Source organism: Comamonas sp. 23 (assembly GCF_049601575.1).
Classification (GTDB): domain Bacteria; phylum Pseudomonadota; class Gammaproteobacteria; order Burkholderiales; family Burkholderiaceae_C; genus Comamonas; species Comamonas squillarum.
Genome location: NZ_CP187127.1, coordinates 500089 through 515153 on the forward strand (window position 1 = coordinate 500089; position 15065 = coordinate 515153).

At 66.7% G+C, this 15065-nt stretch carries 16 protein-coding genes; 11 read left to right on the forward strand and 5 right to left on the reverse strand.

Annotated elements, in window-relative coordinates; genetic code table 11:
- Positions 1-62: 62 nt before the first annotated feature.
- Entirely contained in the window at positions 63-776 is a 714-nt protein-coding gene (locus tag ACPEE1_RS02045) for a MarC family protein (protein ID WP_116926740.1), read from the reverse strand.
- Between the two features lie 189 nt (positions 777-965).
- Here ACPEE1_RS02045 and ACPEE1_RS02050 point away from each other — a divergent pair, with 189 nt between their 5' ends.
- The 4 genes from ACPEE1_RS02050 (at position 966) to ACPEE1_RS02065 (ending at position 3950) form a co-directional block, all read left to right on the forward strand.
- Entirely contained in the window at positions 966-1397 is a 432-nt protein-coding gene (locus tag ACPEE1_RS02050) for a glycerate kinase (RefSeq protein ID WP_423935059.1), read from the forward strand.
- Positions 1398-1641: 244 nt separating this feature from the next.
- Entirely contained in the window at positions 1642-1848 is a 207-nt protein-coding gene (locus ACPEE1_RS02055) for a zinc-finger domain-containing protein (RefSeq protein ID WP_021028650.1), read from the forward strand.
- Positions 1849-2661, forward strand: coding sequence for a glycosyltransferase family 2 protein (locus tag ACPEE1_RS02060; RefSeq protein ID WP_232539476.1), 813 nt, complete (start codon positions 1849-1851; stop codon positions 2659-2661).
- Positions 2658-3950: an O-antigen ligase family protein gene (locus tag ACPEE1_RS02065; RefSeq protein ID WP_260718460.1), complete on the forward strand. Its 1293-nt coding sequence runs from the start codon at positions 2658-2660 to the stop codon at positions 3948-3950. Before ACPEE1_RS02060 ends, ACPEE1_RS02065 begins: the two co-directional genes overlap by 4 nt.
- Before the next feature lie 29 nt (positions 3951-3979).
- Here the strand turns inward: ACPEE1_RS02065 and ACPEE1_RS02070 are convergent, their stop codons facing one another.
- Genes ACPEE1_RS02070 through ACPEE1_RS02085 form a run of 4 tightly spaced genes read right to left on the reverse strand, consistent with a single transcriptional unit; the run spans position 3980 to position 7451 of the window.
- Positions 3980-4537, reverse strand: coding sequence for a GNAT family N-acetyltransferase (locus tag ACPEE1_RS02070; RefSeq protein WP_116926744.1), 558 nt, complete (start codon positions 4535-4537; stop codon positions 3980-3982).
- A 14-nt stretch (positions 4538-4551) separates the two neighbouring features.
- Positions 4552-5469, reverse strand: coding sequence for a pyridoxal kinase PdxY (pdxY, locus tag ACPEE1_RS02075; RefSeq protein ID WP_116926745.1), 918 nt, complete (start codon positions 5467-5469; stop codon positions 4552-4554).
- Between the two features lie 48 nt (positions 5470-5517).
- A complete protein-coding gene (locus ACPEE1_RS02080; protein ID WP_116926746.1) occupies positions 5518-6570 on the reverse strand; it encodes an NAD(P)H-dependent flavin oxidoreductase in 1053 nt (350 codons plus the stop codon).
- The gene (locus ACPEE1_RS02085; RefSeq protein WP_347707646.1) at positions 6567-7451 is read right to left on the reverse strand and encodes a LysR family transcriptional regulator; all 885 of its coding nucleotides are present in this window, start codon (positions 7449-7451) and stop codon (positions 6567-6569) included. The genes ACPEE1_RS02080 and ACPEE1_RS02085 overlap by 4 nt, the downstream gene beginning before the upstream one ends.
- A 78-nt stretch (positions 7452-7529) precedes the next feature.
- Between ACPEE1_RS02085 and ACPEE1_RS02090 the strand changes: the two genes are divergently transcribed.
- From ACPEE1_RS02090 to rbsD, 7 genes are all read left to right on the forward strand, one after another.
- Positions 7530-8795 (forward strand): YbfB/YjiJ family MFS transporter, encoded by a 1266-nt coding sequence (locus ACPEE1_RS02090; RefSeq protein ID WP_116926748.1) that lies wholly within the window; start codon positions 7530-7532, stop codon positions 8793-8795.
- Between the two features lie 215 nt (positions 8796-9010).
- Positions 9011-9961, forward strand: a complete 951-nt coding sequence (locus ACPEE1_RS02095) for a sugar ABC transporter substrate-binding protein (RefSeq protein WP_116926749.1) — start codon at positions 9011-9013, stop codon at positions 9959-9961.
- A gap of 14 nt (positions 9962-9975) precedes the next feature.
- A complete protein-coding gene (locus tag ACPEE1_RS02100; protein ID WP_423935060.1) occupies positions 9976-11565 on the forward strand; it encodes a sugar ABC transporter ATP-binding protein in 1590 nt (529 codons plus the stop codon).
- 24 nt (positions 11566-11589) lie between these two features.
- Positions 11590-12597 carry an ABC transporter permease gene (locus ACPEE1_RS02105; protein WP_116926751.1) on the forward strand — a complete coding sequence of 336 codons (1008 nt, stop codon included), beginning with the start codon at positions 11590-11592 and terminating at the stop codon, positions 12595-12597.
- An 8-nt stretch (positions 12598-12605) separates the two neighbouring features.
- On the forward strand, positions 12606-13655 hold the full coding sequence (locus ACPEE1_RS02110) for a LacI family DNA-binding transcriptional regulator (RefSeq protein WP_116926752.1): 1050 nt from the start codon (positions 12606-12608) through the stop codon (positions 13653-13655).
- A complete protein-coding gene (rbsK, locus tag ACPEE1_RS02115; protein WP_260718454.1) occupies positions 13652-14626 on the forward strand; it encodes a ribokinase in 975 nt (324 codons plus the stop codon). The genes ACPEE1_RS02110 and rbsK overlap by 4 nt, the downstream gene beginning before the upstream one ends.
- Entirely contained in the window at positions 14623-15024 is a 402-nt protein-coding gene (gene rbsD, locus ACPEE1_RS02120) for a D-ribose pyranase (protein ID WP_116926753.1), read from the forward strand. Before rbsK ends, rbsD begins: the two co-directional genes overlap by 4 nt.
- The last annotated feature ends 41 nt before the right edge of the window (positions 15025-15065 follow it).

Genomic DNA, 15065 nt, shown 5'->3' on the forward strand with positions numbered 1-15065 from the left:
GCAGGTGTTATGGCACCTATGCATTGGCCGACATGGCGAATGACGAGACCGCCATGTATGCCTCAGTGCCGCTGCTCATAAGCCTGGGTGACGCCATGGGCAATGGCATCGCTGATCAGGTTGCTCAGCCCGCTCCAGGCGATCTGTATGCCCAGGCACAGCAGGATGAACGCGGAGATGCGCAGAAACACAATCGTGCCGGTCTCGCCAAGGGGTTTGAGCAGCTTGTCGGCATAACGGTTACACAGCAGCAAGATGATGCCCACCACCAGGCTGCCGACCGCCGCCCCCATGACGTTGACCACGGTGATGCCTGGCGAGCTGCGGTCGAGCAGGCTCACGCCGATCGTGATCGTGGCCGCCAGGCTGCCCGGGCCATAGGTGAGCGGGAAGGTCAGCGGGTAGAACGCGCGGCGGCGTGCCATCTCGGGTGTGAAGGCCTCGGCCAGCTTCTCGGTGCGCCCTTCGGTGGAGTTGGTGTTGATCATGTTCCAGCCAATGACGGAGACGAGCAGGCCGCCGCCCAGCCGGACGACATCGATGGACAGGCCGAACATCTCGAGCAGGTAGGAGCCCACCAGCATGAAAAAGATCAGCAGCAAGGTCACATTGACGGCGATGCGGGTGGCGATGCTGCGGCGGGTGGCGTTGGAGGCCCCTTCGGTCAGCGTCAGGAAGATGGCCGAGACACTCACGGGGTTCAGGATCGGCAGCATGGTGGCGACCACCAGCAAAAAGCTCTTGCTGAAGGCGGCAAAGGCAATGGCAAAACTCATGGAAGGGCACCAGGCAATAGGACGGTTTGGCGCGCTAGCATGCCAGCCAACGCGGTGTTGCGCTAGGGCCTGCGGCCGGCGGTGTTGGGCCAAAGGTACGCCTGCCGCCGCTGAGCCCTGGGGCCAAGGCGCGCAAACAATTGGCCCCTGGCGACAAGGGCATCTGCACAGGCAGTGGACAATAGCGCCATGAACTGGAGAAACATACTGATCCCCATTGGCCTGTTGGTGCTGCTGGGGGCTGCTTACCAAAATTACAAATGGATGGGCGTGCTGGCCGTCAGTGGCGGCATTGTGCTGTGGCTGATGCTGCACTTCACCCGTCTGATGACCATCATGAAGCGCGCGTCCGAGCGCCCTTTGGGCTATGTGGCCAGCGCCGTCATGCTCAATGCCAAGCTCAAAGCCAATGTGCCGCTGGTCCATGTGGTTGCCATGACGCGCTCGCTGGGCCTGCGCCAGTCGCAGGCTTTGGAGCAGCCCGAGGTGTTTGTATGGCGCGACAACACGGACTCCAGCGTCACCTGCGAGTTTGTGCACGGACGACTGCAAAAATGGACACTGCAGCGCCCCAGCGACACGCCGCAGGGGGCGGGCAGCCACGCCAACCCTCAGCCTTGAGGCAGGCTTACTTGTAACAAGGGCGACCTGCCGAGCGCTTGCGCACGCCTTTTAGGCGGGGTTGGCGCGCAATTCTGAGGTGCGTGGTCTGCATCTTCTGCCAAGTCGGGCGCCGTCCACGTAAAATCACTGCCCAGCATGGGAGCCCCTGGGGGCTGGTCCCCACCATTTGCCCGTGCCCACAGAATCATCGATAGCCAGTCCGCCCCAGGGGTGCAGGGCTGGCGCAGGAAAGTTGAAAACCATGACGCAGGCAGTTGTTGAGTTGCTGGCCAAAGACCTGAACGCCCAAGGCGGCGTGTTTTGCCCCAACCCCAAGGCAGATATGAAATTGTGGAGTGGCCACCCCCGCGTCTTTCTGGACGTGGGCCACAGCGGTGAGGCCAAGTGCCCCTACTGCGGTACGGTGTATCGCCTCAAGGCGGGCGAAACCTTCCACGGCGGCCATTGAGTGACTGATTCCCCATTGGGCGGCGCTGCAGCTTCGCGCAGGCTGACGCTGACCATTGGCATCCTCACCCTCAACGAAGAAGACAACATCGAGGCCTGCTTGCGCAGCGCCTCGTTTGCCGACCAGGTGGTGGTGGTGGACAGTGGCAGTGTGGACCGCACCACGGCCATAGCTTGCGGCCTCGGTGCCCAGGTGTTTCGCTACGAGGACTGGCAGGGCTTTGCCTTGCAGCGCAACCGGCTGCTCAGCCACGCCAAGGGAGACTATGTGTTCTTCCTCGATGCCGATGAAACCATCTCTCCTGCTTTCCGCGAGGAGCTGGAAGCCATCGTCCAGTCGGGCGAGGAGGCGATCTGGATGGTGCGCTGGCGCATGGTCGCTTTCGGCAAGGAGCTCAAATACCTGCGCTCCACCGCCAAGGTCGAGCGCCTGTTCTGGCGCGGTTTGCTGCGCGAATACACCGGCGTGGTGCACGAAGAGGCGCAGCTGAGCCGCGCCAATGTGACGCGCCACCTGATGCGCACGCCGCTGCTGCACCATTCGCGCAGCACCGTGCATTCCAGCCTGGAAAAACTCACCCAGTACGCGATGCTGGGCGCGGCCAAGCGCGCCGAAGAGGGCGTGCGCGGCGGTATCTTGCGCGGTCTGGCCTCGTCGGTGGCCATGTTTGTGCGTCTTTACTTCTTCCATTTCGGCATCCTATGTGGGGGCGCGGGCTTTTTGTACTGCGTCTTTGTCGCGCTCGAGAGCTTCTTCCGCTATGTGGCCCTGGCCTATGACCGCCCGTATCTGAGCGGAGACGTACGCCGATGAGCCTGGCTGCGGCGGGGTCCGCTGCACCCACGCCCGCGATGCGGGCCAGCCAGCTGGCGGCTTTTTTGGTGCCCGGTGTGGCGCTGACCTTGCCCTCGGGCTACTCCTTTGGCGCTGCCGTGCTGGCGCTGGCCAGCCTCGTATTTGTGCGCCAGTGGTGGGGCCGCAGCTGGGACCGCCGCGCGATCGCCTGGGCGCTGATGCTGGCCGCCATGGCTGTGTTGTGGACCATGAGCTTTGATGACTGGCATCTGCGCTCGCGCAGCGACCAGTTCGTCAAATATGCGCTGGCCATCACCGGCCTGGGTTTTTTGCAGACCTGTGCGCCCCGGGTCCGGCCGCTGGGCTGGGGCATGTTGGCCGGTGCGCTGGGCGCGGGCCTGGTCGCCGTCTACCAGACGGGCTGGACCGATGCCCACCGTGCCAACGGCTTTACCAATGCGATCCAGTTCAGCGGCATTGCGCTGGTGCTGGCGCTGGCCTGCTGCTTTGGCGTGCTGCTGCTGTGGCGCTCACTGGTGGCCTGGCAGCGCGCCTTGGGCTTGGTGTGCAGCCTGTTCGGCTTGCTCGCCGTCATCCTGTCCGATACGCGCGGCAGCTGGATCGTGCTGCCCTTTGTGCTGCTGATTGGCGCGGTACTGCTGTGGCGCTGCGGCCTGCGCAAACCGGTGGGCCTGGGCCTGCTGGCCGCCGTGCTGGGCATTGGCGGGCTGGTCTCGCTCAAAGGCGACGAGATGGCCCAGCGCTACCACACCGCCGTGCACGAGGTGCAGAGCTACGAGGTGCAGGACCGCGATGCGGCAGAGACCTCGGTGGGCCAACGCCTGGCCCACTGGCACCTGGCCTGGCACATGGGGCTGGACAAGCCGCTGACCGGCTGGGGCCTCAAAGGTTATATCGCCGAGAAGGCCCGCCGCGTGCAAGCAGGCGAGGCCAGTGCCTCGGTCCTCCCCTACGACCATGCCCATAACGAGCTGCTGGACATGTTTGCCAAGCGCGGCCTGGTCGGGGTGGCGCTGCTGCTGGCTTTCTATGCCGTGCCGCTGCTGATCTTCTGGCCCACGCAAAAGCGCATGGCCCAGTGCCCCGGCGCACCGATGGACCGCCAGATCCTCTACCTGCGCATGCTGGGCATCATGGTGCCGCTGTGCTACATGGGCTTTGGCCTGACCCAGGTGTTCTTTGCCCATAACAGCGGGCATCTGTTCTATGTCTACCTGCTGGTGCTGGTGCTGGGCGCGCTGATTGGGCGTGAGCGCGCACTGCTGGCCTTGCACCCCAGACGCTGAACCCAGCGCTTTGCCAGGCAGAATCTGCGTCAGCTTTGGCGGCGGTGCCACTCGCGCGCCAGTAGCGCATAGATGTATTCATCACCCCACTGGCCGTTGAACTGGTCGTTCTCGATCAGGTGCGCCTCACGCCGCATGCCCAGGCGCTCGACCACGCCTACCGAGCCCTGGTTGGCGGCATCCAGGCGCGCAAAAATACGGTGAAAGCCCAAGTCGCCAAACCCCTGCGCTAATGTGAGCGCCACCGCCTCAGTGGCATAGCCTTTGCCAGCATAGGCTGGATCAAAGATATAGCCCACTTCGGCCTGGCGCGCAGCGGCGCTGGCCAGCTTGAGCAAGGTCTCGCCCAGCAGGCAGCCATCGCTGCTGCGCACCACGGCAAAGCGCCGGGTGTCGCCCTCCTGCGCCAGGCGCTGGGGCAGCGCATCACGTGCGAACTGGGCCTGCAGTACAGCGGTGTCCTGCGGTGCATCGGCATACAGGTAGCGGTAGACGGCAGGCTGGCGATGGTAGTGGGCGTAGGCCTCGAAATCGCTGGACATAAAGGCGCGCAGCTGAAGGCGGGGAGCGGAGGAGGGATGGGACATGCGGTGCCTGGCCTTCAAGCCACTTGGCGCGCGGCAAAGCGCGCTGCCGGCTCGATCAGCTGGGCCTGCGCTGCCACCAGCGGCAGATCGCGTGATCCTGCCAGCGTGCCCTTGACCAGCGAATACAAGGTGGCCGTCGCCAGCTCCAGCGCCTCCGGCAAGGGGCGGCCATCCATCAGGCGGCCCAGCAAGGTGGCGGCAAACACATCGCCCATGCCGTTGGGCAGCGGGTGCAGGTTGATGCGCGGCGTGGTCACCAGCCAGGCGCCCTGGCCGTTGACGGCCAAGGTGCCCAGTTGGTCGGCAGCGATATCGGGCGTGGCCAGGCTGGTGATGACAATGGTGTCCGGCCCCCGGCCACGCATCTGGCGCGCGACGGCGACGGCCTCTTCGGTGCTGGTCAGCTTGGTGCCGCTCAGCAACTCGAACTCGAACTGGTTGGGCGTGATGATGTTGGCAAACGGGATGGCCTGGTCGCGCAGAAAATCGGGGATGGCCGGGTTCACGAAGAGCCCCCGGCCCACATCGCCCATCACCGGGTCGCAGAGGTAGCGCAGCTGCGGGTTGGCCTGGCGGATGTCATTGACGGCATCGAGAATGGCCGCGCCGGTATCGGCATTGCCCAGGTAACCCGAGAGCACGGCGCCCACTTGGTGCAGCGCGCCGCGCTCGCGCAGGCCGGCGAGGATTTCGCGGATGTGTTCGGCGCTCAGGATCTGGCCCCGGAACTGCCCATAGCCCGTGTGGTTGCTGAACAAGACGGTATGCACCTGCAGCACCTCAAAACCCAGGCGCTGCAGCGCAAAGACTGCCGCCGAGTTGCCGACATAGCCCCAGGCCACATGCGATTGGATGGACAGGATGACGGGGCGAGCGGCGGGGCTGACGGAGCTAACGGCAGAGCTTTGGGCAGAGGGTGCGGCAGTGTTCACGGTAGGCAGTCTTTGCAAGGCCCGGACCAGGCTGCCGGGCGTTGGCTGCTATTGTGCGCCCGCTGCCTGCCACTCCACCTTGAGCTGCTGCAATAGTTGCGCAGCGGGCAGGGCTCGGGCCTGGGCCACACCCTGGCCGGCCCAGAGCGACAGGTACTGCGCATCGCCTGCCGCGCCCGCGAGCTTGCGCAGCGCGCCAGTCAGTGCGTTTTGCACCGGGTAGGGCGGAATGGCGGCCTCCTCGGCTTCGAGCGCATCGATCATCGCATTGCGGATGCCGCGTGCCGGCCGGCCCGAGATGGTGCGGGTGGTGACCGTGTCGGTGGCCTGGGCGGCAGCCAGCGCAGCGCGGTAGGCCGCGTTGATGGCCGATTCGGGGCAGACCAGAAAGGCCGTGCCCATTTGCACCGCCTGCGCGCCCAGCGCCTGGGCGGCGGCAATGCCGGCGCCATCCATGATGCCGCCCGCTGCAATCACCGGCAGCTGCAGCTGCTGCACGCAGTCGCGCACCAGTGGCAGGGTGGAGACCATCGACGAGGCATAGTCTGCCAAAAAGGTACCCCGGTGGCCGCCGGCTTCGCTGCCACTGGCGATGACCGCATCGGCCCCCACCGCCTGCCAGGCCAGCGCCTCGGCCACGGTAGTGGCCGTGCCCCAGACCTGGCTGCCTGCGGCCTGCAGGCGCTGCACCTGGGCGGCGCTGAGAATGCCGAAGGTAAAGCTGGCGACCGCCGGGCGGCAGGCGACGAGCGCATCGAGCTGCTGCGCAAAGTCTTCGCACCACTGCGCGGGCACGGCCGGCTCGGCGCCAAAGCGCGCATACAGCGGGGCCAGGCGCTGCAAGGCCTGCTGCACGGTGGCGGCATCGGGCGCGGGGGTGGCCTGCACAAACAGATTCATCGCAAAGGGCCGGTCGGTCTGCGCGCGCACCGCAGCGGCGGCTTCCGCCATCGCCTGGGGCGAGCGCATGCCGCAGCCCAGCGAGCCCAGGCCGCCGCCGGCGCTGACGGCAGCGGCCAGCGCCGGGCTGTCCGAGCCGGTCATCGGGCCTTGCACCACAGGCAGCTGCAGGTCCAGTTCTTGCATCACATCGCGGGTCATACGGTCTCCATCGCTGCTGTTAAAGGGGTAGGTGCGGCCGTCTGCAGGACCGCCAGCAATTGCTGCACCGCCGGCGTGGCATAGCCCTGGCGTGTGACAAACATCGTGGTGCAGGTGCCCAAGGGCTGGCTGTGTACGGGCAGCGGGTTGCGCTGCAGGTCGACCACGGTCTGGGGCACGACAGCCACGGCACTGCCTGCAGCCACTGCCGCGATGATCGCGTGGTAGGACGAGAGCTGCAGCACGCGCGTGGGAACCGGGCCATGGGCCTGCGCCATCCACTGCTCGCCAATGCGGCGGTAGGTGCAGCCATCGCTGAAACCGGCCAGGGTGCGGGGCAGCTCTCCCTCCAGGGTTTGGGCGGGGCGCAGCAGCAGCAGCGATTCTTCGTACAGTGGCACCAGATCGAGCGGCAGCGGCGCATCCACATCCGGAGGCGGCCAGGCGACCAGCGCGGCATCGAGCTGGTGATCCAGCACCTGCTCCATCAGCTGCAGCGAGGCGGCCGTTGACAGCTCCAGCTGCACCTGCGGGTGGCTGCGGTGGAAAGCGGCCAACGGCAGCGGCAGGCGTGCGGCAGCCGTGCTCTCCATCGAGCCCAGGCGCAGCCGCCCGCTGGGCTGCTGGCCGCGCAGGCTTTGCGTGGCCTCTTCGGCCAAGGTCAAGAGCTGGTTGGCATAGCGCTGCAGCTGCCGTCCCTCGGGTGTCAGCACCATGCGCCGGGCTTCGCGTACAAAAAGCGCGACGCCCAGCGACTCCTCCAGCTGCTGGATGCGGGTGGTGATATTGGACTGGGCGCGGCCCAGCTGCTGCGCAGCACGGGTGATGCTGCCGCTGGCAATGACCTGCTGAAAAATGGCGAGGGTGGCGAGATCCAACACGGCGGCATCTATCTTTTTTGAAGATGTTAATTTAACATAGCATCTCCAAAAAAGATACATAAGCACTAGGTCCGCACCATGCCACCCTCGGTCAGCTCCTCGGTTTCCTCTTCCACCTCCGCCCCCTCACTGCGCTGGGGCCAGCGCCCCTGGTGGGTGGCGGTGGCCGGCATGCTGGCGCTGGCCTCGGCCATGGGCGTGGGGCGCTTTGCCTTTACGCCCTTGATGCCGATGATGCTGCACGACGGCAGCATCGACCTGGCCCAGGGCAGCTGGCTGGCGATGAGCAACTACCTGGGCTACTTTGTCGGCTCGCTGGTCTGCATGGTGCTGCCCTGGGTGGCCCCGGGCTTGATGCAGCGCCTGCACCCCTCGCGCATGGTGCACTGGTGGCTGTTCATCACCGCAGTGCTGACGGCGGCGATGGCGCTGAACTGGCCTGGCGCCTGGGCCAGTCTGCGTTTTGTCTCGGGCGTGGCCAGTGCGGTGGTGTTTCTCAATATCACCTTGTGGTGCATGTCGCAGCTGGCGCATCTGGGGCGGCCGCAAATGGGCGGCCTGCTGTTTTGCGGCCCGGGCATCGGCATTGCGCTCACGGGCCTGGCCACCAGCGCGATGGTGGCGGCCGGCTGGCATGCGGTGAGCGCCTGGCTGGCGTTTGCGCTGCTGGCATTGGTGCTGTGGCTGATGGTGATGACGGTGGTGCGCGGGCCGCTGGCGCCGCCGCCAGCCCCCACGCAGGCGGGAGCCGCTGTGGCGCTCGCTCCCGAGGGTCCGGTGGATCGGCTGCTGCTGACCTTGGCTTACAGCCTGGCCGGCCTGGGCTATATCGTCACCGCCACCTACCTGCCGGTGATTGCGCGCGGCGCACTGCCGGCCGATTCGATCTGGCCCGACCTGTTCTGGCCCATGTTTGGCGGGGGCGTGGCGCTGGGTGCCTACCTCTCGACCCATTTGCCCGCCCGTTGGGACCGGCGCCGGCTCCTGATGGCCGGTTACGGCATCCAGGCGGTGTCGATTGCGATCAGCGCGCTGTGGCCCACGCCGCTGGGCTTTTCGCTGGGCAGCCTGCTGCTGGGCCTGCCGTTTACTGCGCTGACCTTTTTTGCGCTGCAAGAGGCGCGCCGCATCTGGCCGACTGCGCTCAGCAGCTTTCCGGGCCTGCTGACGGCTGCCTATGGGCTGGGCCAGATCGTGGGCCCGCCGATGGTCGCCTGGATGCTGGCCCACAGCGCCAGCACCCAGCAGGGCTTTGCCTACGGCCTGGCGGCTGCGGGCGGCGCGCTGGTGCTGGGCATGGTGATTCTGGCCGGCATGGTCTGGCGCCATCCGCACCAGGGCTGAGCGGCGGAAAGGCCGCTGGCAGCCCCGGGCAAAGGGGCTGCCAAACCAGGCGCTCCAAGGCACCCGGCCCGCACGTCCAACTCGCGAAACATTGTTTGACCTTGGGGTAAACTCCGGGGCGCAAACGTTTGCGCCTATGCAAACATGCGGCATCTCGCGGCTACTGCTGTGGATAGCGCCGCGTGATGCACAACAATCCTTCGGAGACTTATCTCATGCGCTTTACCCGCCGTACCCTGACTGCTGCGCTGGCTTTGGCCACCGTGGCTGGTTTTTCCCACCAAGCCGTCGCGGCTGACAAGCCCAAGGTGGCGCTGGTGATGAAATCGCTGGCCAACGAGTTCTTCCGCACGATGGAAGACGGCGCCAAGGCGCACCAGAAGGCCAATGCTGCCCAGTACACGCTGGTGGCGAACGGCATCAAGGACGAGACCGATACGGCCGCGCAGATCAAGATGGTCGAGCAGATGGTGGCCCAGCGCGTGCAGGCCATCGTGATTGCTCCGGCAGATTCCAAGGCGCTGGTGTCTGTGCTGAAAAATGCAGCAGACAAGGGCGTGCTGATCGTCAACATCGACAACAAGCTCGATGCCGATGCGCTCAAGAGCAAGGACCTGAACGTGCCGTTTGTCGGTCCGGACAACCGTGCCGGCGCCAAGCTGGTGGGCGATTTCCTGGGCAAGCAGCTGCAAGCCGGTGACAAGGTCGGTATCGTTGAAGGCGTCTCGACCACGTTCAACGCCCAGCAGCGCACCCTGGGCTTCCAGGATGCGATGAAGGCCGCTGGCGCCAATGTGGTCAGCCTGCAATCGGGCCAGTGGGAAATCGACAAGGGCAACACGGTGGCTGCCGGCATGCTGCGCGAGCACCCCGATCTGAAGGCGATCATGGCGGGCAACGACAGCATGGCGCTGGGCGTGGTCGCGGCGGTCAAGGCTTCGGGCCGCACCGGCAAGGTGCAGGTGGTGGGCTATGACAACATCGCCGCCATCAAGCCCATGCTCAAGGACGGCCGCGTGCTGGCCACTGCTGACCAGTACGCTGCCAAGCAGGCCGTGTTCGGTATCGAGATCGCGCTCAAGGCCCTGGCCGAGAAGAAAAAGCAGAGCGAGCTGCCCGCTGAGGTCAAGACCGATGTGGCCTTGGTGACCAAGGACAGCAAGTAACAACGGCGCACACCATGGCAACGACTGAGGCGCAAGGCGCCGGCACGCCACGCGTGCGTCTGCAGCAGATGGGCAAGGCCTACTCCGGCACCTTGGTGCTCGAGGGCGTGAGCCTGGATCTGCATGCGGGCGAGGTGATGGCGCTGACCGGAGAAAACGGCGCGGGCAAGAGCACCTTGTCCAAGATTCTGTGCGGGTTGGTGGATCCATCGCAGGGCCAGATGCAGCTCGATGGCAAGCCCTTTGCCCCCACATCGCGCCGCGATGCCGAGCGCCAGGGCGTGCGCATGGTGATGCAGGAGCTGGGCCTGGTGGCCACCTTGACGGTGGCCGAAAACCTGCTGCTCGGCCAGCTCCCCCACAAGATGGGCTGGCTCGACCATACCGCGATGCGGGCGCTGGCCCGCACCCAGCTGGCCAAGATCGGCATGGAGCATATCGACCCGGACACCCCCGTCTCGCAGCTGGGCATTGGCCAGCAGCAGATGGTGGAGATCGCCCGCAATCTGCAGGACGGCACGCGGGTGCTGGTGCTCGATGAGCCCACCGCCATGCTCACACTCAAGGAAACCGAGCACCTGTTCACGCAGATTGCGTTGCTCAAGGCGCGCGGTGTGGCCCTGGTCTATGTGTCGCACCGGCTCGAAGAGCTGCAGCGCATTGCCGACCGGGTGGCCGTGCTGCGCGATGGGCGCCTCGTCGATGTGCGGCCCATGCAGGGCGTGCAGGAACATGAGCTGGTCGAGCGCATGGTCGGCCATGCGGTGCAGGACAACGAAGGCCGGCCGCGCCGCACGCGTGGCGCGCTGCGCCTGTCTGCGAAAAATTTGCAACGCGGCGCGCAGGTGCGCGGCGTGAGTCTGTCGCTCTATGCGGGCGAAATCATGGGCCTGGCGGGCCTGGTCGGCTCGGGCCGTACCGAGCTGGTGCGCCTGCTGTTTGGTGCAGACCGCGCCGAGCAGGGTGAAATCAGTCTGCATGCCGCTGGCAGCGCGGCCGCGACGCACACGGTGGCGCCCAACTGGAGCAGTCCCGTGCAGGCCATCCGCGCCGGCATCGGCCTGGTGACCGAAGACCGCAAGTCGCAAGGCCTGCTGCTGTCGCAATCCATCCGCGCCAACACCACGTTGGCGGGCATGCACAAGATAGCGCGCGGCGGCTGGTTGCAGCGCGCCAAGGAGAGCGAAGTGGCGCGCCATTTTGTCGAGCGCCTGCGCATCCGCTCGCGCAGCGCCGAGCAGGCCGTCTCCACCTTGAGCGGCGGCAACCAGCAAAAGGTGGTGTTTGCCCGCTGGCTGCACCAGCCCTGCGATGTGCTGCTGCTCGACGAGCCCACGCGCGGCGTCGATGTGGGCGCGCGCGCTGATATTTACCACGAGATCGACCGCATGTGCGACGACGGCAAGGCCGTCTTGATGGTCTCCAGCGACCTGCGTGAGTTGATGGCCATGTGCGACCGCATCGGCGTGATGCATGACGGCGAGCTGGTGGCCGTGTTCGAGCGCGGCCAGTGGAGCGACCAGCAGCTGCTGGCCGCCGCCTTTGGCAATGTGGATGAAGCCCCATCGGCCCACGCCGCAGCCCAGGCTGCAACCCCCGAATAAAAAAGCAGGCAAGAGGACCAAGCCATGACCACCCCCCTTTCCGCGCGCGCCAGCGCGCCTACGCCGTCGGCTGCCAAGGCCTCTTCGGGCCGCATGCAGGCCTGGGGCACCTATGTGGGCCTGTTTCTGGTGCTGGCCGCGATGGTCGCGCTGTTCAGCTTCCTGAGCGAGTATTTCTGGAGCGCCGAGACCTTTGTCACCATCGCCAACGAGATTCCCGCGCTGGCGGTGATGGCTGTGGGCATGACCTTTGTGCTGATCCTGGCGGGCATTGACCTGTCGGTGGGCTCGGTGCTGGCGCTGTCGGCGGCAGTGGCGGCTCAGGCGATCCTGGTCTGGGGCCTCAACCCCTGGGCCGCAGGCGCGCTGGGCCTGCTCTGCGGCCTGCTGTGCGGCGCGGTGCTGGGCGCGATCTCGGTGGTCTGGCGCCTGCCGACCTTCATCGTGTCGCTGGGCATGCTCGAAGCGCTGCGCGGCGCAGCCTACCTGGTGACCGACTCGCGCACCCAGTATGTGGGTGATGCGATCTCGGGCCTGGCCGCGCCCATCGCCTATGGTGTCTCGTCCGCTTTTGTCATCGCCATCGTGGTGGTGGCGCTGGGCCAGATTGTGCTGACCCGCACCGTGTTTGGCCGCTATGTGGTGGGCATCGGCACCAATGAAGAGGCCATGCGCCTGGCCGGTATCGACCCGCGCCCCATCCGCATCCTGGTGTTTGCGCTGACCGGCCTGCTCGCCGGCCTGGCAGGCCTGATGCAGTCGGCGCGCCTCGAAGCAGCCGACCCCAACGCCGGCAGCGGCATGGAGCTGCAGGTGATTGCCGCCGTCGTGATTGGCGGCACCAGCCTGATGGGTGGGCGCGGCTCGGTGATCGCGACCTTCTTTGGCGTGCTGATCATCGCGGTGCTGGAAGCGGGCCTGGCCCAGATTGGCGCCAGCGAGCCTGCCAAGCGCATCATCACCGGCGCCGTGATCGTCGTGGCCGTGATCATCGACACGGTGCGCCAGCGCCGTGCCGCACGCCGGGCCTGACGGTGGCAATGAGCAGTATCAAGGATGTGGCGCGCCTGGCGGGCGTGTCCGTCACCACGGTCTCGCATGTGCTCAACAAGACGCGCGCGGTGCTGCCGGCCACGCAAGAGCGCGTGCTCGAAGCCGTGCAGACCCTGGGCTATGTGCCCAGCGCCGTGGCGCGCAGCCTCAAGATCAACGCCACGCACACCATCGGCATGCTGGTGCCGGACAACTCCAACCCCTACTTTGCCGAGCTGGTGCGCGCCGTCGAAGACGCCTGCTTTGCCGCCGGCTATGCACTGCTGCTGTGCAATACCGACAACCATGCCGGGCGCCAGCAGGTCTACCTGGATGTGCTGTCGCAAAAGCGGGTCGATGGCCTGATCGTGGCCTCGACCAGCGATGATGCGCTGATGTCCCAGCACCTGGCGCAGACGGCGCTGCCGATGGTGCTGATCGACCGGGCCATTGTCGGCCTGGAGCGGCCTTGCGTGCAGACCGACCATGTGCAAGGCGGCATGCTGGCCACCCAGCACCTGATGGCGCTGGGCCGCAAGCGCATTGCCTGTGTGGGCGGCCCGCAGGACCTGCAGTCCAGCGAGCAGCGGGTGCAGGGCTGGCGCCAGGCGCTGCAGCTGGTGGGCCTGCCCAGCGATTTGCTGGTGCATGGCGATTTCACCGCCAATGGTGGCTATGTGGCGATGCGGCGCCTGCTGCGCGACCGTGCCGCCGACCGGCCCACGGCCATATTTGCCTGCAACGACCTGATGGCCATGGGCGCGCTGCGCGCCGTGCATGAAGCGGGCCTGCAGGTGCCCCGCGATGTGGCCGTGGTGGGCTATGACGATATCGAGCTGGCGGGCTACACCCAGCCGGCGCTGACCACGGTGGCCCAGCCCACCCAGGCCATGGCCGAGCAAGCGCTGGCCTGGCTGCTCGAACGCATCCAGGCGGGCCGCGGCGCTGAGCCTGTCGCGGCGGCCACGCAGCTGCTGGTGCCGGCGCTGGTGACCCGCGAGAGCAGCCGGTCCCTGGCCCGGGCCGCCGTGCCGATTGCGATTGGAGAAAACCTGTGAATGTGCCTATCTTGAGCCAGGCCCCGCGTATCGTGGTGCTGGGCAGTTTGAACATGGACCTGGTGCTGCGCGTGCCGCATATGCCGCGCGCTGGCGAGACCATGCTGGGCCAGTCGCTCAGCCAGGTGCCTGGCGGCAAGGGCGGCAACCAGGCCGTCAGCTGCGCGCGCCAGGGGGCGGCCGTCAGCCTGCTGTCCTGCGTGGGCGAGGACGCCTATGCCGACCAGCTGCTCGCTGGCCTCGTGGCCGACCATATCGATGTGCAGCATGTGCAGCGCAGCGCGCGCGATGCCACCGGCGTGGCCGTCATCAGCGTCGATGACAGCGCCCAGAACCAGATCGTGGTGGTACCCGGCGCCAACCTGCGCTTGCAGGTGACCGAGCCGGTGCTGCGCCCGCTGCTGCAGGATGCCGCCTATGTGGTGCTGCAGTTCGAGACGCCGCTGGAAGAAGTGGACCAGGCCTTGCGCAGCGCGCGCGCCGTGGGCTGCAAGACGGTGCTCAACCCCTCGCCGGTGCAGCCGCTGCCCGATGCCTGGTGGCCTGCGATTGATGTGCTGGTGGTCAACGAAGCCGAGGCCGCGCAGCTGAGCGGCAGCCCGGTCGACAGCCCCGAGAGCGCCGCCCGCGCCGCGCGCTGGCTGCAGGCCAAGGGCGCCGGCCAGGTGGTGGTGACCCTGGGCAGCCAGGGCGCCGTCTGCTGCGATGCGCGCAGCGCCAGCACCGCAGAGGCCCCTGCCCATTGGCACCGCGCGCCCCAGGTGCAGGCGGTAGATACCACGGCCGCCGGCGACACCTTCCTGGGTGCGCTCACCGTGCAACTGGCCTCCGGCGCCAGCCTCGACGAGGCCACGCAGTGGGCCATCCGCGCCGCTGGCATTTGCGTGACGCGCGCCGGTGCGCAGCCTTCCATCCCCTTCCATGCCGAGGTCGCCACCCGCACCGAAGCCAGCCCCTGGAGTCCCGTATGAAGCGAGCCGCACTGTTGAATATCGAGTTGTCGCAGATCATCGCCAGCATGGGCCATGGCGATATGTTGGTGATTGGCGATGCCGGGCTGCCGGTGCCCCCCGGCGTGCGGCGCGTGGACCTGGCCGTGGCCCGTGGCGTGCCGAGCCTGGACCAGGTGCTGCAGGCCATCTTGAGCGAGCTGCAGGTGGAGACCGCCACCGTGGCCCTGGAGTGCCTGGACGGGCAGCAACTGCCGGCCTGGTACCAGCAGCGCCAAGCCGATGGCCTGCCGAGCGCGCCGCAATGCGTGCCGCATGAAGAGTTCAAGACCCTGAGCCGCCAGGCCGTGGCGGTGGTGCGCACCGGCGAATGCACACCGTACGCCAATATCGTGCTGCATTCGGGCGTGGTGTTTTAAGAAGGCGTCGCCCTGAAAGCGCTTGAATAAAAAAAGAGTCT